The following is a 23,886-nucleotide window of genomic DNA, read 5'->3' as shown; positions in this document are numbered from 1 at the left end:
TTTATAAATACAGAAAAACAGACACAAAAAAAATTTTTATAAATCTATTTTTTCATTTTCTATTTGCAATAGCATTTATTTTTTGTGTTTTTTTATTTTTTAAAACAATTTCATATTTTATAGTTTTTGTATTTTTCATGCTTTATTTTTTTAATGTTTATTCGAAAGACTTTGACATTCCTAGACCAAGGCTCTTATTTATTTTCTCAACCGCTTGCCTTATCGGTGGTCTAAGTTTTTTATTTTACAACTATTTAGGTGTAATTTTATATCCATCTGGTAATGCTTTTTCTCTTATTTTCAATATTAAACTAACTATTTATCAGATTATTTTTGAAGTATTTTTGATAGCAGTATTTTTTATACCTGCTAAAAAATATCTTGGTTGGATGATAGTGAATTTTGAAAATGAAAAAATTTGGTTTTTTGCTTCATTATTTCCACTTTTTTTTGCTTTTATATCTAGATTTTTAATATTTTATGAACACAAAAACGCATACATAGGAAGATTTTTTAAAATATATACTTTAGTTTTATTTTCATCATTTTGTGTAATTCTACTTTTATATATTATGTTTTATTTATATGTAAAAAACTTAGTTGAAAATAAAAATCTGCAAGAAAAAACAGCTTATTTTGATATTCAAACAGAACAATTTAGGCAACTTCAACGGTATCTACAAGAAACCAGTCGGCTAAGACATGATTTTAGGCATAATATAATAACTATTTCTAATTTAGCTAAAAAAAATAAATTTGATGATTTAAAAAATTATATTTACAAATATAGCAAAAATATTGAAACACCTTTTTTACATTATACTTCTAGTTTTGCACTAAATTCCATACTTTCTCATTATAAAACTCTATTCTATGAATATGGTATTTTTACAGACTTTTTTGTAAAATTGAATAATAATATTCCTATAGATGATATTGATTTTTGTGTACTGCTAGGAAATTTACTAGAAAATGCAATGAATGCTCTTCGAAATGTACATGAAGATAATAAAAAGATAACACTAAAAATTGGACAAACATCTGAAAATATTATTGCTATCCAAATTAATAATACACATACAAATAAAATAATAGTAAAAAATAATATATTTATGTCTACAACTCATGATGGTATGGGACAAGGATTGAAATCAGTGAGAATAATCGTAGAAAAATACAATGGAAATATGGATATAAATTATGATTCTAAAGAATTTGAAGTTAAAATTTTATTAAAATTTTAACTTCAAATTTTTAAATAATCTATAAAATATTACTGATGTACTGAAATGTTTTAGAGCAAATCTGCTTATATTAATTATTATACTATCATTTAGTTAATTATGGAAAATTTAAACTTTTTAAGATAGTATAAGATAACACAATAATCGAAAGGAAGGTGAAAAAGATGTCTAAACTTAGGAGGTTTGTACTTTTTCTTCTTGTATTAGTATTAGTGCTACCGATAGCCGGATTTGCTCTTACTTCAAAATTTCTGGGTGATTTCCATGATTCAAGTATAAATACAGACACATTGGATGACTATTCTCATACTAATAAAGATGGGATAAATAATATACTTATAATGGGATCCGATGCCAGACCCGGAGAAAAAGTATCTAGAACAGATTCTATGATGATACTTACAATTGACAAAGTACATGATGACATAAAAATCACGTCTTTAGCAAGGGATACATTAGTAAATATTCCGGGACACGGATATTCAAAACTAACACATGCATATGCATTTGGTAAAGAAGATTTACTTATAAAAACAATAGAAGAAAATTTTGAAATAGATATAAATGATTTTATGTTAATTAATTTCCAGTCATTTATTGCTATTATAGACTCAATCGGTGGTGTAACAGTTGATGTTTCTGAAAGTGAAATGTTAGAAATGAATAAATTTATACCTGAAACATATAAATGGAGCGAAAATAAAGATAAAGGTGAAATGCAACTTTTAACTAATGCTGGAGAGCAAAAACTTAATGGTTATCAGGCCCTTTCATATGCTAGAATTAGAAAAAATGACAGTGCATTTGACAGGGATAACAGACAGAGAATAATTGTTTCAAACTTAATTAAGGAAATAAAATCTGCTCCTAAATACAAGTATCCATTTATTGTTAAGGCTGCAGCACCATATATAAGCACCAATATGAAAACTCCGGAAATGATGAGATATGGAATAAAAATGCTTATGCTTGGTACTGACAATATCAAACAAATGGAATTTCCTATTGTATCATCACCAAGATATACAACTGGGGGCATCTATGGAAACTACGGTTGGGTACTTAGATATGAACCCGAGTCAGTGAAGTTTTTGAAAGACTTTATATTTAATGATATTGAATTTGGAAATAAATAACATAAAATCACTAGATTATTCATTGTCTAGCATATATTACGAAATAAGGAGATGCCATGAAAAGCTTAATTTTATTTTTAAAGATAATTATATTTGCCATAATAGTTTTTATAGTAATTTTAGAAGCTATTATTATAGTAGGAGGCAGAAATAATTATTCAGATGACGCAAATTATATAATAGTATTAGGTGCAAAACTTCATGGTGACAGACCATCGAAATCTTTAAAATATAGAATGGATATTGCTTTAGAGAAAATGAAGCAATATCCCAACACTATCTTGATTGCCACTGGCGGACAAGGCAATGATGAAAAAATACCGGAAGCGATAGCAATAAAAAACTATTTTTTAAAAAATGGAGTTGATGGCTCTAGAATCATGGTTGAAGATAAATCAACTAATACAAATGAAAATTTTAAATTTGCAAGAAAACTAATAGACAAAAAAGGTAATATTAAGATCAATGTAGTATCTAATAAGTATCATATATATAGGGCTAAAATTTTGGCTGGCAGAAATGGATTTGAGCCTTATGGTTTACCTGCTAAAACCCCAAAATCAGTTTTTCTTAAATCTTATTTAAGGGAATCATTAGCATTGGTTAAATCATTCATTATAGATAAATAATTTTATTGTATGAATAAAAAGGGGTATATAGGTAGCCAACTTTTTTACTATACCGGAATCTTTTACTGAAAAATATAGAGCATCTACATACGCAACTTAAATTGTCCTATCAAGATGTTCGTAGTTTGGTTTCACTTTTTGATAATACCATGATCTTTATTTTCTTTATTACAATGGCAATAAAAAGCTGGTTTATATGTTAATTTTCTTCTAATTGATTGTATGTTCGATACCTCTAAAAATTTTAGTTTTAAAGAATTTTTCATCAAATTCCATGTTTATATCGTGAATTTAAGTTATTTTTGCTATAATATTTGTAGATGTCATGTCAATTCTCCCTTGTTATTTGGTTTTAAGCGACTTTATTATACAACAGAATTGACATGTTTTTCTATATAAAAATAATGAGTATACTTGATGGTGAATCGTTAATATTTGATTCAGCTAGTGCAACTCAAACCTTCATAAATGAAATTGGTGCAGTAAAAAATATATTTTGGAGTTGATGTCAATAAAAAAATCCACAAAAACTTGACACTATCCGATTTTTTCTCATTTTTGCATTCTAATGATAAATGGTGTAGAATGGAATAGAAGATTAAAATAAATTTAAATATTTAATATATAATCTTAAAGTAGAAAATCAAATCAATAATTAATTTGATTTTAATAAAATAAGTTTAATTAATAATATAAATAGGGAGGATTTTATTATGAAAATAGGAGTAACAACAGAAAATGGAATCATATGTGGACACTTTGGGCACGCTAAGAACTTCACTGTTTTTACTGTGGAAAATGATCAAATAACAGATGTGTATGAACTTGGTACACAAGGAAATCATTGTTCTACTATGCCGGATTTTATCAAAGAAAATGGTATATCAGTGGTAATAACATCGGGTATGGGACAAGGAGCAATAGACGGATTAAGTGAAATGGGAATCAGGGCTTATTCAGGAGTAAATGGAGATCCTAAGAAAGCCGTTGAAAAATGTATAAAAGGTGAATTGGAAAATGAAGGAGCAAACTGTTCTGGTCATGGTGAACATGGCTCATGTCATCATTAAGGAATAAAAGAGCTCTAGAATAGATTAAAAATGGGTTAAATGATTTTAAGAAGATCAGAATCATGGGGAAAGTTATTCTGAAAATAGTAGGTAAATACTTTTAATTTATGATTTAATACTATCAATTTTATACAATGATAATTATATAAAAATGTGATAATAATCAGTTGATTAAATATTCGAAATCAAAGATTACTATCACATTTTTTATATATCTAATTATTAAAATATTTTTTTAATTTTAATAATTTTTCAATGAATTTACCATTTTTATTAAAGTAGTCTAGTTTGAATAATACATCAAAATCATCTGTAAATGAAAATTTCCACGGATATCCTCCTGAGCCAAAGTTAAAAAATTTGTAAGATTTATATTCAAATAAATATTTGAATATTTCGTAAAAGAATGTATTATTTACCCTGTATGAACTGAATTCCGGGTTATATGCGGTGTTCCAGGAATATATGGTATCATCTAATGTGTATGTATTTCTATAACAAATCAATTTGTCATCTGATTTTCTTCTCATCATAAAGTGAAGCACGTATTTAGAATCTTTTTGCAAGTCAAAAATATATTTTTTTCTGCCATTGTCTTCATAAAGAGAGTATCTTTTATTATTACCATTATCTATATGATAATTTTTTTCTTTTATATGTAATTCAGCCATTTCATCTAAAAGAGAATCATTCATCTTATCGGTAACTGATAAAATATAATCGTGGTCATTAATAAGCTTATTTCTATATTTATTTGTTTTCTTGGGGAAATGCTTTTTATAATTTTCAAAACTTTCAAATGAGTACATATTGAGTTTGGGTACTTGTATATGATAAGAAAGTTTCGGGTTTAAATCATCATTTTTAGATAGATATTTATACAGAGAAGAATGTTGACTTATATAATCAAGACAGACTCTCTCGCAATTTAGTTTATCTATTTCAAAAACCAGATTTTTAATTATCTGGTCTTCACCAATGTCAGATTCTTTAATTTTTTTTCTGATGATAAAACTTCTATAATCACCCTCTGTTGCAAATCTAACTTCATTCCATTTTAATAAAAAAAAGGATTTTTTCAAAATTTTTAGAGGAGCGATGCCAACTAAAATGCCATTATTTCTGAGGCATATTATGTGTAATTTATAAGTTTCACTGAAAGATTTTATATAGGATTTTAAAAATATAGGAGAATTAAATATATTTCTATCCACTGAACTTTCCCATAAATCAGTGTATTCTTTTTCAATTTTTAGAAATTCATCATAATTTGATATTATATCAGTCTTCATTTTTTCCTCCTAAATTATATTTTAATATAGTACCCATTATACCATAGATGTTGAAAAATTAATATGCATAAGGTATAATAGATAATGAAAAAATATTTAAATGATAAAGTCAGAGGGTTAAAAATGTTAAAAAATATAATAAAAAAAACAGTCAAACCTAAAATTTTGAAAAGAAATATAAAATATTTAAAATCGTATTATAGTGAAATTTCTCAGGACGAGGAATTAAAAGAAGATAGCTTGCCGTTTGATGAAAATATATTGGTACTTTCACCTCATCAGGATGATGAAAGTATAGGTTTAGGCGCTACAATTATAAAATTGAAAGAGAATAATTGCTATGTGAAAGTTTTGTATATTACTGATGGCAGGATAAAAAGAGATGGAATTGATGAAATTGAAATTTCGAAGACGAGATTGAAAGAAGCAGATGAAGCAATTAAAATATTAGGAGTAGATGATTTCGAATATATTGAATGTGAAAATCTCAAAGTCGAAGATAATTTGGATATAATTTCTAAAAAAATAGTCGAAGTTCTTAGTGATAGGAAATACAAGAGAATATATACCACAGCCTTTAGTGAATATCATATAGATCATAGAGGGTGTAGCATTGCTCTTGCCAGAGCTTTAGACGATAAATGTGATTTTGATGGAGAAATTTTCTTATATGAAATTAATAACTCTCTACAAAGGGGTTCTATCAATAGATATGTGCAATACCCTGATGATATTGCAAAGATAAAACATAAAGCCTTTAAAATGTATTCAAGTCAGAAGGGTATCAGTTTTGAAGTGGTGGAATTGATAGAAAGAGGAAAGTCGAATTTAGGTGATGGAAATTTCAAAAACGCCGAATTATTTTTGTGTATTGATGCTGAAAAGTTTATTGAGGTGAGTAAAAAAAATTTGTCTATTTTTAATAAAATGAAAAATGCCACCAATTTTTTTAGAATGATAGAAAATTACAACTATAATAAGTCTTTTGAAAAGGAAATTCTTAATTTGTATAAATAGCATCGTTAACCTATGTAAATATATTAATTAACATATATTAAGCATATTTTATGTTAAATATGAGTTTTTTTGGAGGTGGATATGAAGAGGAAAATTATTTTGGGTACAATATCGATATTATTAATTGTACCTAGCATTTCATATGCAAATAGTAGTGTACCTGTTAATGAAATATATGGAAGTAATAGAGTAGAAACTTCAGTAGCCATATCAAATAAGGCATTTGAAAAGTCAGAAAATGCCGTAATAGTAAGTGGAAATAATTATGCTGATTCAATCAGTTCATTGCCTGTTTCATCCTTTGAAAATTGTCCTATTTTGCTTACAAAAGGACATAAATTGGAAAATACTATTAAAAATGAATTAAAGCGTCTTAATGTAAAAAAGGTATCCATTATAGGCGGAAGTAAATCGGTTTCTGAAAAAGTGGCTTCAGACATTAAAAATGAAGGAATAGAGGTTAAGAGAATATATGGTATAAATAGATATGAAACGAATCGAAAAGTGTTGGAAAATTATTTTTCTAACAAAAAAAATGATGCGATATTTGTAAGTGGGGAAAATTTTGCAGATTCAATTAGTATCGGATGTTATGCCCATAAAAATAGAATTCCAATTGTTTTACTACCTACTAAAATAGATGATAATATTAAAAAATATATAATAGAAAATGATTTTAAAAACAACATTATAGTAGGTGGAAAATCCAGTGTTAACAAAGAATATGAGAAGTATATCAAAGCAAAGAGATATTATGGAAAGACGAGATACGAAACATCATTTCTTATTAACAAGGAATTATTTAGTGATTCGACTAAGATATTTCTTACATCCGGACAAGATTTTGCAGATGCTTTATCAGGAGTTCCATATGCATCTTTAAATGATTCTAATTTAGTGCTATATAATAGAAATCCTATTAAATTTTCCGGTATAGAAAATTACAGCGAAGTAAATGTTATAGGCGGAATGCTAAGAGCCAAGATAAACAGAAATCTAAATAAAAAAGATCTTATTGCAAAAAAAGTATTTAATGATGATTATATTTTTTCTGCAAATAAGTTGATTGATAAAAAGATAAGTGTACTGGAAAATGCTGATTTATATTTACACTATGATGGAAGTTTTAAGAAGTTTTTAAATGAGAAAAGATCGGTACAGAGGCGTATTTTCGGATTCTTTTTTCTTAATGATCTTGTCAATGCCTATAATGATACCAAAGATAGAAAATATTTTGATATAGGCATGAAAATGATAAAAGAATTTGAAACTGAAAACGCTTCTATCGATAATAGCATGGTCTGGCACGATGAGACTGTGGCAAGAAGATTATCATATTATCTGAATTTTTATTCAAATTTTAATCAATTAATGAACGCTGAACAAGAGCGATTGATGGAAAATTCTATGAAGAAAATTGCAAATTTGATATCTAACACTGATTTTTGGGCAGGAAATAATAATCATGGGATGTTTCAGGACATGGCATGTTTGGAATATGGAATGTTGATGGGTGACAAAAAGATTTTCGATAAAGCGGAAAGACGATTAATTGAATATTTTTTATCCACATTTGATAATGATGGTGTACATTTAGAAAATTCTCCTGAATATCATTTTGTAATATTGAAAGAATATAGAAATTTTATTAATTATATGAAAGATGGAAATTCTCCAAATTATGAAAAATTATTAAAAAGATATGAAAAAACAAAGTATTTTTCCAGAGCGATTTTATTACCTGATTTGAATATACCAAATATAGGTGATAGTAAGACCATGAAAATAGATTTAAAAGATTATTACGATGATTATTCTCTTGATGAATACAATGAAAAATTCGAGAGACATAGATTTCTTAATTCCGGATATGATATTGTTAAAAATAAAGATTCATATCTTCTGTTAAGAGCCGGATATCTTAAAAAATACCATCATCATGATGATGATTTATCTTTTTGGTTATATAAAAATGGCAATATAATAACGGAAGCCGGTGCGTTTGGATACGAGTACTCTAATCCTTATGCTAAATATTCAAAAGGATTTAGCGCTCATAATACACTCGTTGTCGATGGGAAGAATGATTCTGTCGGAAGTGATGTAAAGTTAGGTAATACAAAATATGAGGATATGTTATGTGGTGTAACTAAAAGAATCAAAGACATAGTATTTAAGAGAAGTATAAAATTTGATAATGAACTATCAGATATAAGTATTATTGACGATATACATTCGATGGGTGGAAAAAAACATAACTACAAATTATATTTTCATTTAGACCCTGCTATTAATCCGGTTAAAGAGGATAATGTTGTAAAGCTGTTTAGAGATGGTGAGTTTATCGGTCAATTAAAGTCAGATGAAAAGATAAATATAATAGATGATATGTATTTTCCGGATTATGATAGAAATATAAAAAATACCAAAACAATAGTAATTGAATCTTATGGTTCAGATAAGGCTATTATTACCAAAATAATTTTGAATTAACTAATAAATCCCAAAACTTTGTAATATTTTTATGCAAAAAGTTTTGGGGATTATTTTTAGTTATTGGCTGCTTGAAGAATAATCTAAATCATTAGAATATTGAGAGTTGCTTCCCGAATTCTTCCATCTATCTTCAGCATTTTGTATTTCAAGCTTTGTAGGCTTTTTATTATCAAAAATAAATGAGTGTAGGAATTGTAGTTCATATTCTTCAAATGGAATCACGTATCCTGCTTTTGGTAATTTAACTTCATTTTCCGGATGAAGAGGGAATTGCATAGTATTTAAACGTAAATCTCCAAATGATAGAACCTCCCTTCCTAAACCTAATATTTCGGTAGGTTTCATATTGGTTTCAACATAAGGTAAAATTGCATCAAGCAATTTAGGATATTTAGTTAGAGACATATTATTGACCTTTTTTAATATGGCTTCTATAACAAGTCGTTGTCTATTATCTCTTTGCATTGTACCATCACTTTTTCTTATTCTTGCGTATGTAAGAGCCTGATAACCTTTAAGTTTTTGATTTCCGGATTTTGTTATGTATTGTAACTTTCCCTTTTTAGGGTTTTTATCCCAAGAGTAGCATTCAGCTATAAACTTGTTCATTTCATTAATTTCATTTTCATTAATATTAACATCTATTCCACCTATAGTATCGACTATTTCCATAAATGAAAAGAAGTCGACCTTTGCATAGTTTTGAATATCAAGCTTGAAATTTTCTTCTATCGTTTCTATTAATAATTTTTCCTGACCATAGGCATATGAATGAGTCAATTTTTCAAATCCATGTCCTGGAATATTGACATATGTATCTCTACCAAGTGATGTTAATTTTAAACTTTTGTTTTTACCATCAACAGTAAGAATCATCATAGAGTCAGATCTGGATATTTCTTCTCCGGGTCTTGCATCACTACCTATCATCAATATATTGGTAATGCTATTATCATATTTATATTTATTAGTGGATAGTATATCAAAATCACCACTTACATGCATCATTTTTAGTTTTGAATAAATTACACCGGCAAATACCAGTGGTATCGTAACAACCAGGATAGCTAGAAAAATTACGAATTTTCTAAGTGCAGACACTTAATCACCTCTTTCTACAGAACTCACTACATTATTATATTAAATATTGCGGATATAGTAAAGGGATAAATAGAAAATAAAAATTTTCCTCTTTATTATGGAATGATGCATCTCTGTGGTATAATTATATTAGTATAATATTTAGGAGGATTTATGGTAAAGTTAATAGCAGTTGATATGGATGGAACTTTTCTTAATGATAATAAGCAGAAGAGTCCGGAGTATGGAAAAGTGATTGATTTTCTTAGGAGAAATAATATATATTTTTGTGTGGCTAGTGGCAGGCAATTGGCCAGTCTTAAAAAGGAGATGCATGACTACCAGGATCATGTTATTTTTGTAGCTGAGAATGGAACAGTAGTAGAGATGGATGAGGAAATAATAATGGTAGAAGAGTTGTCTAGAGATATTACACATTCGGTAATTGATAAAGTCAACGGTATGAATAATAAAAAATTGGTGTATTGTGCTAAAGATTGTTCTTACATTGATTTAAAGGATGAGCAAGATAAGAAAAATGCAGAGCAGTATTTACCTAGTTATAAGATTGTAGATAATTTTTATAATTTGGATGATTTACCTGTGAAGATTTCTATTTATTCTAAAACTGGTTATGATTCTGATTTTGATAATATAGTCAATACTTTTGGTGACATTGCAACTGTATGTACATCCGGTTTTGAATGGTTGGATGTAATTCCAAAGCGTTCCAGTAAGGGAAATGCCATAAAAAAAATACAAAAAATATTAGGTATAAGTAAAAAAGAAACAATGGCCTTTGGAGATCAAATGAACGATTTTGAAATGTTATCTGAAGCATATTATAGTTATGCAATGGATAATGCAGTCGAAAAAATCAAACAAATAAGCAGATTCAGTGCTCCATCGAATAATGAATTTGGGGTTATTCAAATACTCAAAAAACATTTTAATATTGATTAGGTGATAGTATGTCTAAGAGGATAAAATATAATTCGGGAAATAAACACATAGGAAAAAAATATAATAATAAAAATAAATCTGGAAATAGGAAGAAAAATATTGGGAATAAAGGGAATATAGATAATAGAATAAGTAGACCCAGGAAAAAGAGGGTAAATAAATTTAGGGTTTTTTTGTTATTTATTTTTATTATTTTGATAGTGTTTTCAATATTTAAAGGTATATCCGGTATAAAAAAACGATTTAGTAATACCGATAGCAAGCAAACTAATATAAAAACGGCAGAAGATATTGAGAAGGAAAAGGCTAGTATTATAAATATAATGATAGATCCTGCCAAAGGGGGGATTAATGCCGGCCTATCAACTAAAAATAGAGGACTCTCTGAAAAAGAAATTAATTTAAAAATAGCCCAGTTTATTAAAGAAGATTTATCAAAATACAAAGATGTAAGAGTTATGCTTACAAGAAATTATGATAATGATAAATCAATTAAGGATAGAGTAAAATTGGCAAAAGATAATGAAACTGATATATTTGTATCAATCAGACTTAATGCTCAAACAAGTAGCAATGAGGCTAGCGGTATTGATACGTATTATACTGAGCCAAAAGAAAAACCATCCTTGATAGAGGGTAGCAAAGATAATTCAAACAAATCTAATACAGAAGTGTCAAAAAACATCTCGGATATAGAAGATAATTCAAACCCAACTAAGCAAACAGATAAGATAGAAAAAAACTCCAGGTTGAATTTATCAAAAGAGTTAGCCTTAAATATTCAAGAGGCAACTCTTTCGTTTGTAGAGATGAAAGACAGAGGTATAATTAATAATAGTTATGATGTGTTAAAGTATACAGAAATGCCGGCAGTGATTGTTCACTGTGGATTTATAACCAATAAGAATGACGAAGCTATTTTGGAAGATGATGAAAAAGTTAAAGAATTAGCAGATGGTATTAGTGGTGGAATTTTACAATTTATCGATCATAACAAAAAAGAGATAATTAGGGATAGAATCAACTATAGGTAGCTTGAGTGATTAAATTAATTTTGGAGAACAAAATGGATTTGTATAAAATAGCCAATAATTATAATAAAAGTATAGATGAGAATACAAAAAAAACAAATGGTATTTATTATACCCCGTGTAGAGTTGTAAAATTTATGGTAGATGATTTTTTGTCTACAATAAAAGACGATATTTTAAAGAAAAATAGTGTGTATCACAATAATACGAATAATATATCAACCGACTATAAAATATTAGACATAGCTTGTGGATGTGGGATATTTTTTGCCGAAATTATGGAAAATATTTTAAAAGATGATGACATTTATAAAATATTGATAGGAAATTCCAAAAATAGTGAAAAACATAAAGATACCAAGAATGTAAAAGATATATTGGATATTTTATATGCTATTGAAAAAGATGAGGCAGCAGTCACAATTTTAAAAGATTACATAAGTAAAAACTATAATATTAATGATATAAAGTTGAATAATATAGTTTGTAAAGATGCATTATTCGATACCGATTATTTAAAAGGACAATTTGATTACATAATAGGAAATCCTCCCTATGTAGGACATAAGGGAATAGGAGAAGACTATTCTGTTATGGTTCGTGGGCTTTATTCAGAAGTGTATAAGGATAAATCTGATTTATATTATTGTTTTTTTAAATTGGCAGTTGATCTTTTAAAACCAGGAGGTATTTGTGAATATATAGTTCCCAGGTATTTTTTGGAGTCAAAATCGGGATCTCTATTAAGAAAGTATATTGAGAATAACGCGGATATAGAATTACTTATAGATTTAAGGTGTAGGACGACATTTACAAGTTCTATAGGAATATCACCTTGTATTATAAGATTTAGAAAAAAATCAAGTATTAAAAAACAAGTTGATATTGAAAAATATTTTTCAGATACTAAAGTTATTATAGTAGATAAGGAAAATAATTTGAATTCTCTAATAGCTGAAGGGGAAAGGAAGTCAAATGGCATGGTGCTAATTGGAGATTCAAACTGGTATGTTGTAAACAATGAACAAAAAGAAATCATCAATTCTATAAAAAATAAGTATTGCTATAGATTGGGAGATATAGTCGAGAGTAATCAAGGTGTAATAACGGGATGCGATAAAGCTTTTATAATAAATAAAGATTCAGAAGTTATAAAAGGTATAGATGATATTTTTATAAAAAGATGGATAAAATCCAAAGATATTAATAAATATTGTTTGAAATATTCAGATAATATTTTAGTGTATACAAATGATATGAAAATAGAGGATTTTACACCTGAATACTTGAAATATATAAATAAATACAAGGAAAAGCTATGCGCAAGAAGAGAAGTAAAATCGGGGGTTAGAACATGGTATAAACTACATTGGGGAAGAACAGCCGATGTATTTGAAAAGACGAAAATAATATATCCCTTCAAGAGTCGGGATAATAGATTTTCTTTGGATTTTGGTAATTGTTATTATAGTGCTGATATTTACTCGTTTACAATAAGAGACGAATACAAAAACATAATTTCTTATGAGTATTTACTATGTTTATTAAATTCCGAGATATACCAAAAATATATGCACTCTTTTTTAAAAAAAATGGGAAATGAAGTATATGAATACTATCCTTATTTACTATTGGAAACAAAAGTTTTTGTTGATGAATATTACGAAGATATAGAAATGCTAGGCAAAAAAATAGTGGCAGAAGAAAATGTAGATAAAAGAAATGAGTTGATACAAGAGGTAGATTTTTTGATAAATAGGTGTTTAAAAAAATAATGTTAGAAAAAAACAAAAAAATATAGTAATTTTGTATAAAATAGGGTAGAATATAAATATAATTTATTTTATTGAAAAACAGGGACACATGTTGTCCAAGAGGGACAGTGTATGCTGATTTAAGTGATTTTTTGGAGGTAAATAAATGGAAAAGAAAGTAACTATTATCAATGAAACGGGTTTACATGCCAGACCGGCTAGTATGTTTGTAAAAAAGGCATCTGAATTTAAATCAAGTGTGGAGTTAATTCATGAAGGTGAGAGAGTTAATGCTAAATCGATTATGGGAATAATGAAACTTGGTCTTGCTAAAGGTACTGAAATAACAATAGAAACAAAGGGAGAAGATGAAGAGCTGGCACTAAATTCAATGATAGAATTAGTGGAAAACGGTTTTGGAGAAAAAAAGTAGATTTTGTTGATAGATGTTAAGGGGGATACCCTTAACATTTTTTCAAAATCATGAATAATTGGTATTATTCAAGGTGTTTTGTAGCATTATAGGTGCAAAATATAGGAGGTAAGATATGAAGTTAAATGGTATAGGAGCTTCTCCAGGAATCGCTATTGGTAATGCATTAGTGGTAGAACATAGTGAGATAGTTATTGAAAAAATAGAAGAAGTCAATGTAGATGTAGAGCTGAAAAAACTAAGTGATGCTGTTAATGTTTCAAAAGAGGAGCTAACTAAGGTAAAGGAAAAGGTTGCTAGAGAATTAGGTGAAGAAGAAGCGGAAATTTTTGGTGCACATTTACTTGTTTTAGAAGATCCGGAATTTATTGGAGAAGCAGAGAACAAAATAAAAAATGAAGCTATAAATGCTGAATATGCATTAAATGACGTAAAAGAGATGTTTGTAACTATATTTGAATCTATGGATAACGACTATATGAGGGAAAGAGCTGCTGATATAAAGGACGTTACTAATAGAGTACTTAGACATATTCTTGGTATAAAAGTTGTAGATTTGTCATCTCTTGATGAAGAAGTTATATTAGTGGCACATGATTTAACACCTTCTGACACTGCTACGATGGATAAATCAAAAGTTTTTGGATTCTTGACAAATATAGGTGGAAGAACCTCTCACACAGCTATTATGGCTAGAACTTTGGAAATAGCTGCAGTAGTAGGTTTAAATGATGCTACAGAAAAAATAGAGGATGGAGATTTTATTATTTTTGATGGAGATAAAGGGGAAGTTCTTATAAATCCGGAACAAAAAATAATAGAAGAATATACTGAAAAGAAAAAGTTGTTTGAAGAAGATAAAAAAGCATTAGAGTTGTTAAAAGGAAAGCCATCGGTAACTATTGATGGAAAACACGTTGAACTTGCAGGAAACATAGGAACACCAAATGATGTTGAAGGTTTAATAAAAAATGATGCTGAAGGTGTAGGGTTATATAGAACAGAATTTTTATATATGGACAGTGACGAATTTCCTAATGAAGAAGTTCAGTATGAGGCATACAAAGCGGTTCTTGAAGGAATGAATGGAAAGCCAATTGTTATTAGAACTTTAGACATTGGCGGAGATAAAAAATTAAGCTATTTTGAAATGGAAGAAGAAATGAATCCATTTTTAGGCTATAGGGCTATAAGGCTTTGTCTGGATAAAACTGATATATTTAAAACTCAGCTTAGAGCACTTTTCAGATCATCTGTTCATGGAAAATTAAGAATAATGTTCCCAATGATTTCTTCTTTAGAAGAATTATTATCTGCAAAAGAAGTTTGTGAAGAAGTAAAGAGTGAATTGAAGTCAGAAGGTATTGCTTATTCAAATGATGTTGAGATTGGAATGATGATAGAAATACCGTCTGCTGCTATTATATCTGATGTACTTGCAAAACATGTTGATTTCTTTTCAATAGGTACAAATGATTTAATTCAGTATACTTGTGCAGTTGATAGAATGAATCAAAAGATTAGCAATTTATATAATCAATTCAATCCTGCCGTGTTAAGATTGATTAATATGGTGATAAAAAATGCTCATAAAGAAGGTAAGTGGGTAGGTATGTGTGGTGAATCTGCTGGAGATCAGAAGATGATACCAATATTACTTGGATTTGGATTAGATGAATTTTCAATGTCTCCTATATCCATTTTGAGAGCAAGAAGATTAATAAATTCAGTTAAAGAATCAGATATGAAAATATTGGCTGAAAAAGTTCTTTCTATGAGTACAGCAAAAGAGATTGAAAAATATATGAATGAATTTATAAATAATAGATAAGTGATAGATATTCGGCAATGAAATTTTCATTGCCGTTTTATATGTTGTTTATTTAAAACTATATCATAAATTTTAACTATACAGGTTCTCAAAGAATGATATATTCAAGTATAGTATATTATATTAAAATTAAATGATACACTATATATGTATATGCTCTTAATTATACATCATAAATATATGAAAAATTTTAAAAAAATACTAGACTTAAAATAAAAAGTATGATAGTATTTATTTAGAAACAATTTTACAAAGAGTGGAGGTATGATACCATGTTAGGAGATATAGTAAGATATAATTTTTTTGCTCTAGAAGATGTTGATAAGGATACTTATACACTTGATTATGCAGTGGTATTAGATATTAATGAGGAAAACGATACTATAAAAATTCTTCCGATATCTAATAAATTTCATAAAGATTCAATTGAATCATTTTGCATTGGAGAAATACCTGGCTTTGTCGAAATAAAGAATGAAGGGTATGTTCATAACAAACAATATGTACATTTTAGCAAGATTTTAAATGTGCCTGAAAGTGAACTATATCCGGTTCATGTACAAGATTTATGTGGCAATATTACCAGAAAAGAGGATGGTAGTCCACTAAATGTAGCTCTTGAAGATGAGCAATTAGAAAGGATTCTGAGAAAATACAAAATATACGAGATAGGTGAAGAAAAGAGTTTGATTAATTTACTTATGAAATCTGAAGTAGGTTTTGTATTATCAGATGAAGTAGATGTTGATGAAATTAAAAAGATTTCGTCAAAAGGAATGGATAAATATAGAGAATACAATTTTAATGATAAAAAAATAATTGTTTTCTTTGTTGAAGGAAAGCGCTATTCAATCAAAATGGTTATGACTGAGAACAATAGTGTTGAAGAAAGAAATAAGAAACTGAAAGAGATATTAATAGCTTGCTAATACGTTTTGTTTACAAAACTACCATAATCACTTCAAAAAGACTAGATGATAAGTTAATGTACTTTAAGTCTAGTCTTTTTAATTTTATTTTAAACAAATAAAATATATATAAACTATAAAAAAACTGGAAATCTCGGGGTTCCAGTTTTTTATAATTTCATTTTCTTATAAAAATGTTATATTAATGTTGTATTTTTTAAAAATATAGTAGCATATTCTAAAGAACTGAGCTAATCATATATGTATACTTCCCGATAGACCTAGTTTGAATTATATGCACTTATAAACGCATTTATAAATATTTGTCTTGCTTCAGAAATATCATTTGAATTTATTGGGTTATCACCTTCAATATCATTAAACATCTGGGCTGCGACTTGTGATAGGTTTGAAGAGTCGCCACCTGATTGTTTATAACTTGCTCCAGCACTAAAGCCGGCATTTTTAATTTCTCCTCTAAGACTACTGTTTAAGCTTGAAACTTTCGGCACAAATTCTTGATCAGGTTTATTTGCAGAACCATCATTAGAAGGTGGATTATTCTTACCACTGTTATTTTTATTACTAGAATTATCTTTTTTGTCTGAAGTTTTATCGTCTTTTTTATCTTTTACATCACTTTTGTTGTTTTTATCATCTTTTTTGTTGTCATTTTTATCATCACTCTTGATGTCTATGTCCTCAGTAGGAGATTTACCTCTGACTTTTTCTACGTCAGTTCTTATCGTGTCCATTATAGATTTAAACTCATCAAATAGTTTTTGATATTCTTTAGATTTTTTTTCATATTCAGATGGGTTTGAAACCACATAATCCGCCATGTCTAAGGAAATTCTGTACATTTTTATTAAGATACTTTTTGCATCAACAAGTGGTTTATATAATGTCTGAGTGCCCGATAGTAAAGTTAAGCCGTTATTTATAGAATCTTTAGTATTTGCTGCTTCACTTTCCAAATCAGGATTTTTGGCAATATCATCGATTGCTTTTAAGTTGTTTTTTAGGTCGTTATAGTAAGAAAGTATTTCCTTATATTCTATTACTATATCCTCTACGTTATCCTTTGTTATTTTAGTAATGTATTCAATCTTTTCAGTCTTTTTTTCGTTTGTCATTTTGGGATTTTCTTTTTTAGAACTACATGCCACCATTGAAGTTGCCATACAAAGTACTAAAACAGCAGCAATTGCTTTTTTGAAAAATTTCAAAATTTCCACCTCCATTCATAATTATTCATATTATAACATAAAAGTAGTTGTTAATGCAAAAATTTAAAAAAACAGGGAACTTATTCGGTAGTTTTAATGACAAAATATGTGTTATAATATAGAGTGGAATATTATTATATAAGGGGGAAATAAATTTGAAAATGATACATAAATACAATATGAACGGTTTTAATATCGTTATTGATGTAAACGGCGGTGCTGTTCATGTTGTAGATGATGTTACATATAGAGTATTAGACTATTATGAAGAAAAAACACTTGAAGATATAGTTCAATTATTGGAAAGTGAATATGATAAAGAAAAAATAGAAGAGTCATATGATGAGATAGAAAGTCTTGTCAAAGAGGGGTTGTTGTATTCAGAAGATGAATATGAATTACATCCTAGCTTTGTAGATAGGAAACCTGTTGTAAAAGCACTCTGTCTAAATGTTGCTCATGACTGCAACTTGAAATGTAAATATTGTTTTGCAAAGCAAGGTGATTTCGGAGGAAAAGCTGAATTAATGTCACTGGAAATCGGTAAAAAAGCAATCGACTTTTTGGTGGAAAATAGTGGTAATAGAAAAAATCTGGAAATAGATTTTTTTGGAGGAGAGCCACTTATGAATTGGGAAGTTGTTAAAGAACTGGTTAAATATGGTAGAGAAAAAGAAAAACCATTTGGAAAAAATATAAGATATACAATTACAACTAATGGAGTTTTATTAGATGATGAAAAAATAGATTTTATAAATGAAAATATGCATAATGTGGTACTTTCACTGGATGGAAGGAAAGAAATTAATGATGGTATGAGACCTACACTGAACAATCATGGAAGTTATGATATTATAGTTCCCAAATTTCAGAAACTTGTAAAACAGAGACCGAAAGATAAATACTACTATGTTAGAGGAACTTTTACAAGAGATAATCTTGATTTTTCGAAAGATGTTAAGCATTTTGCAGATTTAGGGTTTGAACTTACATCTATCGAACCTGTTGTGGATGATGAAACGAATCCATTTGCTTTGCGAGAAGAGGATTTACCAAGAATTTTTGATGAATATGAAAAATTTGCTGCCGAAATAGCTGAAAGACAACTTAAAGGAGAAAAATTTAAGTTTTTCCATTTTATAGTTGATTTGAATCAAGGACCTTGTGTAATAAAAAGAATAACCGGATGTGGTGCAGGCAATGAATATGTGTCGATAGTTCCAAATGGGGATATATATCCATGTCATCAGTTTGTAGGTAAAGAAGAATATATATTGGGCAATTTAAATGATAAAGAAATAAATATGCCTGAAGATATAAAATCAATGTTTAAAAATGCTCATGTGTATAATAAGGATAGTTGTAAGAGTTGTTGGAATAAGTTCTATTGTTCTGGTGGTTGTCATGCAAATGCAATCAATTTTAACAAAGATATAACAAAACCCTATGATTTGGGGTGTGAAATGCAAAAAAAGAGAACGGAATGTGCAATAATGATACAAGCAAAATTGTTGACTGAAGGTGAATAATAAATGAGAGTAAGCTATAAACATCTAAGTAGATATAAAGAAATCGCAACTGTACTAGTAAAATATGGTTTTGGATTTATAGTTGATAAATTGAATAAAGATTCTGTAGCTGGGAAAGTTATTACAAAATCACCAAACAGCAGTATTAAATCTATGACAACAGGTCAGAGATTGAGGCACGCTTTTGAGGAGCTGGGACCTACTTATATAAAAATTGGTCAGATTATAAGTACGAGAAAAGATTTGTTTGATAATGATATTATTGAAGAATTGAGCCAGCTAAGGGATAATGTAGAGCCTTTTGATAATTCTGTAGCGATGGATATTTTAAAAGAGGAACTCGCTTGTGAAATTGAAGAAGTTTTTGAATATATAAGTGAACAACCTATAGCAGCTGCCTCTATAGGTCAGGTTTACGGTGCAAGGCTTACCAATGGTAAAAATGCAGTAATTAAAATACAAAGACCAGGTATAGAAAATATCATAAAATCGGATATCGATATACTTAAAAGATTGGCGGGAAATCTGGATTTCTTTAAAAAAGATTGGAACATAGATGCTAAAGAGCTTATATCAGAAATGGAAGTACAACTTATAAGAGAACTGGATTACAAGTTTGAAGCCGTTAATGGAATAAAATTAGGTGAAATATTTAAAGAAAGCAGGGAAGTATTTATACCTGAAATATATAATGACTACACTACTAAAAGATTGCTTGTAATGGAGAAGGTAGATGGAATATGTCTATCTGAAATAGATGACTATAATATAGATGATGCCCAAAAGAAGAGGATTATTGATATAGGTGTTAAATCATTTTTTAGGCAGGTAATGACTTGTGGTTTTTTCCATGCAGATCCACATCCTGGAAATATATTTATACTTGACGATGGTAAACTTGCATATGTGGATTTTGGGATGATAGGTCTAATCGATGAAAAAACGCTTAGATATTTAAATCAGCTTATAATTTCATCAACTAATAAAAATACTGATCAGATAATAAGAATACTTACAGATATGAATGCCATATCAGGTGATATCAATAACGAAATATTGAGAAGAGATTTGTTATATCTAATACACTATTATTACGATATTCCTCTTGATAAACTAAGCATTGCCGAAATACTGGATGAAGTATTTAGATTTATGAGAAATCATAAAATAGTTCTTCCATCACAGTTGGTCCTTTTAGGTAAGACAGTAATAACACTTGAAGGAACATCAAGAGGTCTATATAAGGATTTTAGTGTTGAATCAATTGCAAATGCATATCTTAAATATTATAGGGAAGAGAAACTTGACATAAAGAGAAGTATGGGGAACTTAAAAGCAAATATAGATGAATATTATTATGATTTTATTACAGTTCCTGGACAAATAAAAGGTATCTTAAATATATTAGAAAAAAATAATTTAAAATTGGATATTGGAGAGTTTGAAGCTCCTACTTTAGAAGAAAGTTTGAGAAAGTTCACTACTCAGGTATCAATGAGTATAACACTTGCGGCTTGTATAGTAGGTTCGTCTTTAATATTGGCATCTTCAAATATAGAAAAAAGTCGTACAATAAAATATGTAAGCATAGCAGGATTTATAATTTCCTTTATTATTGGAATAACTCTTGTGTTTCTTATGTTGAAAAATAATTTCAATAAAGGTAAATAAAAATGAAAAAATGGACAGTGATTAATAAATGTGAGCCCAGTGGGAATATAAATACTGAAAAATTTAATATAAGCAATGAAATAGCTCAAATAATGATAAATAGAGGAATAACAGAATATGATGATATTCAGATGTTTATAAAATCTAATTTTGAATATTTGAGAGATCCGTTTTTATTAAAAGATATGGAGAAAGCGGTAATAAGAATAAAAAAAGCTATTGAAAATAGGGAAAAAATATGTGTTTTCGGAGATTATGATGTTGATGGTGTTTCATCAACATCGATTCTTATTCTTTATTTTAAGCATATTAGTTATGATGTTAATTATTATATTCCAAATAGATTAGATGAAGGATATGGCCTTAATAAAGATGCTATTGAGCAAATTAAATCTGACAATGTAGATTTGATTATTACAGTTGACTGTGGTATTACATCTGTGGAAGAAGTTGAATATGCAAAAAAATTGGGAATTGATGTTATAATTACAGATCATCATGAGTGTCAATTGGAATTGCCAAATGCAGTTGCAGTGGTGGATCCTAAGAGAGAAGATTGTGCATATCCATTTAAAGGTATTTGCGGATGTGGAGTTGCTTTTAAGCTTATTCATGCACTCGAAGGTGATGAATATATTATAAATAATATATATAGATATTTAGAAATAGTATCTCTTGCTACTATTTGTGATATTATGCCGGTACTCGATGAAAATAGAATAATAGTGAAGAATGGTCTGGATATAATTGGAAGAGGAAATAACATAGGAATGAAAGCTCTTCTGGAAGTGTGCGGACTAACAGATTTTAAAATAAAAAGTTCTCATTTAGGTTTCGCTATCGGACCTAGAATAAATGCATCAGGAAGGCTGGGATTTTCAAGCTTGGGGGTTGAGCTTTTTACATGTGATAATGATGAAAAAGCAAAAGAAATAGCTGAACTTATGAATATAAAAAATGAAGAAAGACAATTAATAGAATCCAAAATTTATAAAGAAGCTGAAAATATTTTATCGCTTGATGGAAGTTATGAGGATGATAAAGTTATAGTCCTTGCATCTGAAGGATGGCATCATGGAATTATAGGAATAGTGGCGTCAAAACTTACAGAAAAATATTATAAACCATGTATATTGCTTTGTTTAGAAGATGGCATAGCAGTTGGTTCTGCGAGGTCTATTAAGGGATTTGATATTTTCGATGCAATGCTTAAGTGTAAGGATTATATGTTAAAATTTGGAGGGCATGAGCAAGCAGCAGGTCTTTCAATAGAGAAAGAAAAAATAGCCTCTTTTAGAAAAAAAATAAATGAAATAGCTGATTTTGAGCTTGAAGATGAAGATTTAGTTGAAGAGATAAAAATAGAATATGAAATAGACGAAAAAAAATTAAATTTGAAATTAGTAGATAGATTACATTTATTAGAACCGTTTGGAATAAAAAATCCAACACCGCATTTTTTAATAAGAGATTGCTATGTAAAGAACATTTTTCTATTAGGTAAGGACAAAAATCATTTAAAAATATTAATTGAAAAGGAAAAGGAATATGAATGCATTGGTTTTGGTATGTCACATTTGAAAGAGATATTTGATGTAGGTGATATGATTGATGTAGTCTGCAGAATCGATGAGAATACTTTTAATGGAAATACAAAAATTCAGTTGCAAATAAAAGACGTTAGACTTAGTAGACCAAAAGACATTTCCCTATATCCGGAAGTTGTAAAAACTGTATCAAAAATTATTAATTTAGATAGATATAAAAATGATGATTTTAATAAAAATAAAGAAAAAAATGATACTGATTTTATTGAATATAATTTTATTTATGATCATATGAATAATTTTTTCAAAAATGATAATATAGATGATATCAAGAAAATTTTGAGTTATGAAAATTACGAAGAATATCAAGAAATTCGCCATAATATTGAAAATAGAAATGTGAAAAGAGATAGCGATATTATTATGGAAATTGATGATAATACAGTTGCAATTATAAATACTATAAATGGTTACTTCAGATACATTTCTGATTTAAATATTTCTAATAGTGAAAAAAATAATATCATGTTTTTATCAAATATTGATAAAAGTGAATTAAAAGTATATAATAAAATTATTATATATGATTATGTTGATAATATTGCGGACCTGGACAAAATATTTATTAGTAAAAATGAAAATTCTCAAATTATATTGAATTTTAATGAATCTGATTTTATACATCTTGTTAATAAATTTAATGAACAGTCGTTTAATAGAGAAAAATTCGTAAATGCTTACAAGTATTTGATGCTTGTGGAATCCGGTAAAGTAGATTTTGATTTTTTTGCTAGAACAATAGATATTTCAACTACGGAGTTACTAATTATTCTGGATGTTTTAAAAAATGAAAATCTAATAGATTATAATATTGATTTTGAAAAAGGTGAGTTTGTTTTTAAAATTCTTCCAAAACCGGCGAACAAGTTGGATTTAAAAAAGAACAGAATAATAGTAGGCATTAACGAGACAAAACAAAAGTTCGAAAATACATATAAAATATAAATTTTGAAAAAAATAATCAAA

At 28.1% G+C, this 23,886-nt stretch carries 18 protein-coding genes; 15 read left to right on the top strand and 3 right to left on the bottom strand.

Annotation, left to right across the window (positions count from 1 at the left end; genetic code table 11):
- The first annotated feature begins 344 nt into the window (after positions 1–344).
- From HLB29_RS04620 to HLB29_RS04605, 4 genes are all read left to right on the top strand, one after another.
- Positions 345–1,244: a sensor histidine kinase gene (locus HLB29_RS04620; protein ID WP_185623979.1), complete on the top strand. Its 900-nt coding sequence runs from the start codon at positions 345–347 to the stop codon at positions 1,242–1,244.
- Positions 1,245–1,408: 164 nt separating this feature from the next.
- A complete protein-coding gene (locus HLB29_RS04615; RefSeq protein ID WP_185623978.1) occupies positions 1,409–2,380 on the top strand; it encodes an LCP family protein in 972 nt (323 codons plus the stop codon).
- Positions 2,381–2,436: 56 nt separating this feature from the next.
- Positions 2,437–3,009, top strand: coding sequence for a YdcF family protein (locus HLB29_RS04610; protein WP_185623977.1), 573 nt, complete (start codon positions 2,437–2,439; stop codon positions 3,007–3,009).
- A gap of 713 nt (positions 3,010–3,722) precedes the next feature.
- The gene (locus tag HLB29_RS04605; RefSeq protein WP_185623976.1) at positions 3,723–4,079 is read left to right on the top strand and encodes a NifB/NifX family molybdenum-iron cluster-binding protein; all 357 of its coding nucleotides are present in this window, start codon (positions 3,723–3,725) and stop codon (positions 4,077–4,079) included.
- A 215-nt stretch (positions 4,080–4,294) separates the two neighbouring features.
- Here HLB29_RS04605 and HLB29_RS04600 read toward each other — a convergent pair whose 3' ends face one another.
- Positions 4,295–5,371 (bottom strand): GNAT family N-acetyltransferase, encoded by a 1,077-nt coding sequence (locus HLB29_RS04600; protein ID WP_185623975.1) that lies wholly within the window; start codon positions 5,369–5,371, stop codon positions 4,295–4,297.
- 123 nt (positions 5,372–5,494) lie between these two features.
- Between HLB29_RS04600 and HLB29_RS04595 the strand changes: the two genes are divergently transcribed.
- Positions 5,495–6,388, top strand: a complete 894-nt coding sequence (locus HLB29_RS04595; RefSeq protein WP_185623974.1) for a PIG-L deacetylase family protein — start codon at positions 5,495–5,497, stop codon at positions 6,386–6,388.
- 81 nt (positions 6,389–6,469) lie between these two features.
- Positions 6,470–8,881, top strand: coding sequence for a cell wall-binding repeat-containing protein (locus HLB29_RS04590; protein WP_185623973.1), 2,412 nt, complete (start codon positions 6,470–6,472; stop codon positions 8,879–8,881).
- 60 nt (positions 8,882–8,941) lie between these two features.
- Here HLB29_RS04590 and HLB29_RS04585 read toward each other — a convergent pair whose 3' ends face one another.
- Positions 8,942–9,985, bottom strand: a complete 1,044-nt coding sequence (locus HLB29_RS04585) for an LCP family protein (protein ID WP_185623972.1) — start codon at positions 9,983–9,985, stop codon at positions 8,942–8,944.
- A gap of 153 nt (positions 9,986–10,138) precedes the next feature.
- Between HLB29_RS04585 and HLB29_RS04580 the strand changes: the two genes are divergently transcribed.
- The 6 genes from HLB29_RS04580 (at position 10,139) to HLB29_RS04555 (ending at position 16,905) form a co-directional block, all read left to right on the top strand.
- On the top strand, positions 10,139–10,927 hold the full coding sequence (locus HLB29_RS04580) for a Cof-type HAD-IIB family hydrolase (RefSeq protein ID WP_185623971.1): 789 nt from the start codon (positions 10,139–10,141) through the stop codon (positions 10,925–10,927).
- An 8-nt stretch (positions 10,928–10,935) separates the two neighbouring features.
- Entirely contained in the window at positions 10,936–11,961 is a 1,026-nt protein-coding gene (locus HLB29_RS04575) for an N-acetylmuramoyl-L-alanine amidase family protein (RefSeq protein ID WP_185623970.1), read from the top strand.
- Positions 11,962–11,993: 32 nt separating this feature from the next.
- Positions 11,994–13,733, top strand: a complete 1,740-nt coding sequence (locus HLB29_RS04570) for an Eco57I restriction-modification methylase domain-containing protein (RefSeq protein WP_185623969.1) — start codon at positions 11,994–11,996, stop codon at positions 13,731–13,733.
- Between the two features lie 145 nt (positions 13,734–13,878).
- Complete coding sequence (locus tag HLB29_RS04565; RefSeq protein WP_185623968.1) at positions 13,879–14,145, top strand: HPr family phosphocarrier protein; 267 nt, start codon at positions 13,879–13,881, stop codon at positions 14,143–14,145.
- 115 nt (positions 14,146–14,260) lie between these two features.
- Positions 14,261–15,976 (top strand): phosphoenolpyruvate--protein phosphotransferase, encoded by a 1,716-nt coding sequence (gene ptsP / locus HLB29_RS04560; protein WP_185623967.1) that lies wholly within the window; start codon positions 14,261–14,263, stop codon positions 15,974–15,976.
- Between the two features lie 272 nt (positions 15,977–16,248).
- Positions 16,249–16,905, top strand: a complete 657-nt coding sequence (locus tag HLB29_RS04555; protein ID WP_185623966.1) for a hypothetical protein — start codon at positions 16,249–16,251, stop codon at positions 16,903–16,905.
- A 260-nt stretch (positions 16,906–17,165) separates the two neighbouring features.
- Here HLB29_RS04555 and HLB29_RS04550 read toward each other — a convergent pair whose 3' ends face one another.
- Positions 17,166–18,122 (bottom strand): hypothetical protein, encoded by a 957-nt coding sequence (locus tag HLB29_RS04550; protein WP_416389945.1) that lies wholly within the window; start codon positions 18,120–18,122, stop codon positions 17,166–17,168.
- A 146-nt stretch (positions 18,123–18,268) separates the two neighbouring features.
- On the opposite strand from HLB29_RS04550, the gene scfB reads away from it, so the two are divergent.
- The 3 genes from scfB to recJ are packed head-to-tail and all read left to right on the top strand — an operon-like array spanning position 18,269 to position 23,865.
- The gene (scfB, locus tag HLB29_RS04545; protein WP_207719515.1) at positions 18,269–19,642 is read left to right on the top strand and encodes a thioether cross-link-forming SCIFF peptide maturase; all 1,374 of its coding nucleotides are present in this window, start codon (positions 18,269–18,271) and stop codon (positions 19,640–19,642) included.
- A 3-nt stretch (positions 19,643–19,645) separates the two neighbouring features.
- Positions 19,646–21,313 carry an ABC1 kinase family protein gene (locus tag HLB29_RS04540; protein WP_185623964.1) on the top strand — a complete coding sequence of 556 codons (1,668 nt, stop codon included), beginning with the start codon at positions 19,646–19,648 and terminating at the stop codon, positions 21,311–21,313.
- A gap of 2 nt (positions 21,314–21,315) precedes the next feature.
- Positions 21,316–23,865: a single-stranded-DNA-specific exonuclease RecJ gene (gene recJ / locus HLB29_RS04535; RefSeq protein WP_185623963.1), complete on the top strand. Its 2,550-nt coding sequence runs from the start codon at positions 21,316–21,318 to the stop codon at positions 23,863–23,865.
- Positions 23,866–23,886 lie beyond the last annotated feature (21 nt).

It is taken from the genome of Peptostreptococcus canis (assembly GCF_014229965.1).
Classification (GTDB): Bacteria; Bacillota; Clostridia; order Peptostreptococcales; family Peptostreptococcaceae; genus Peptostreptococcus; species Peptostreptococcus canis.
The sequence above is the reverse complement of the archived record's forward strand: the minus strand, read 5'-3'. Positions and strand labels throughout refer to the sequence as shown.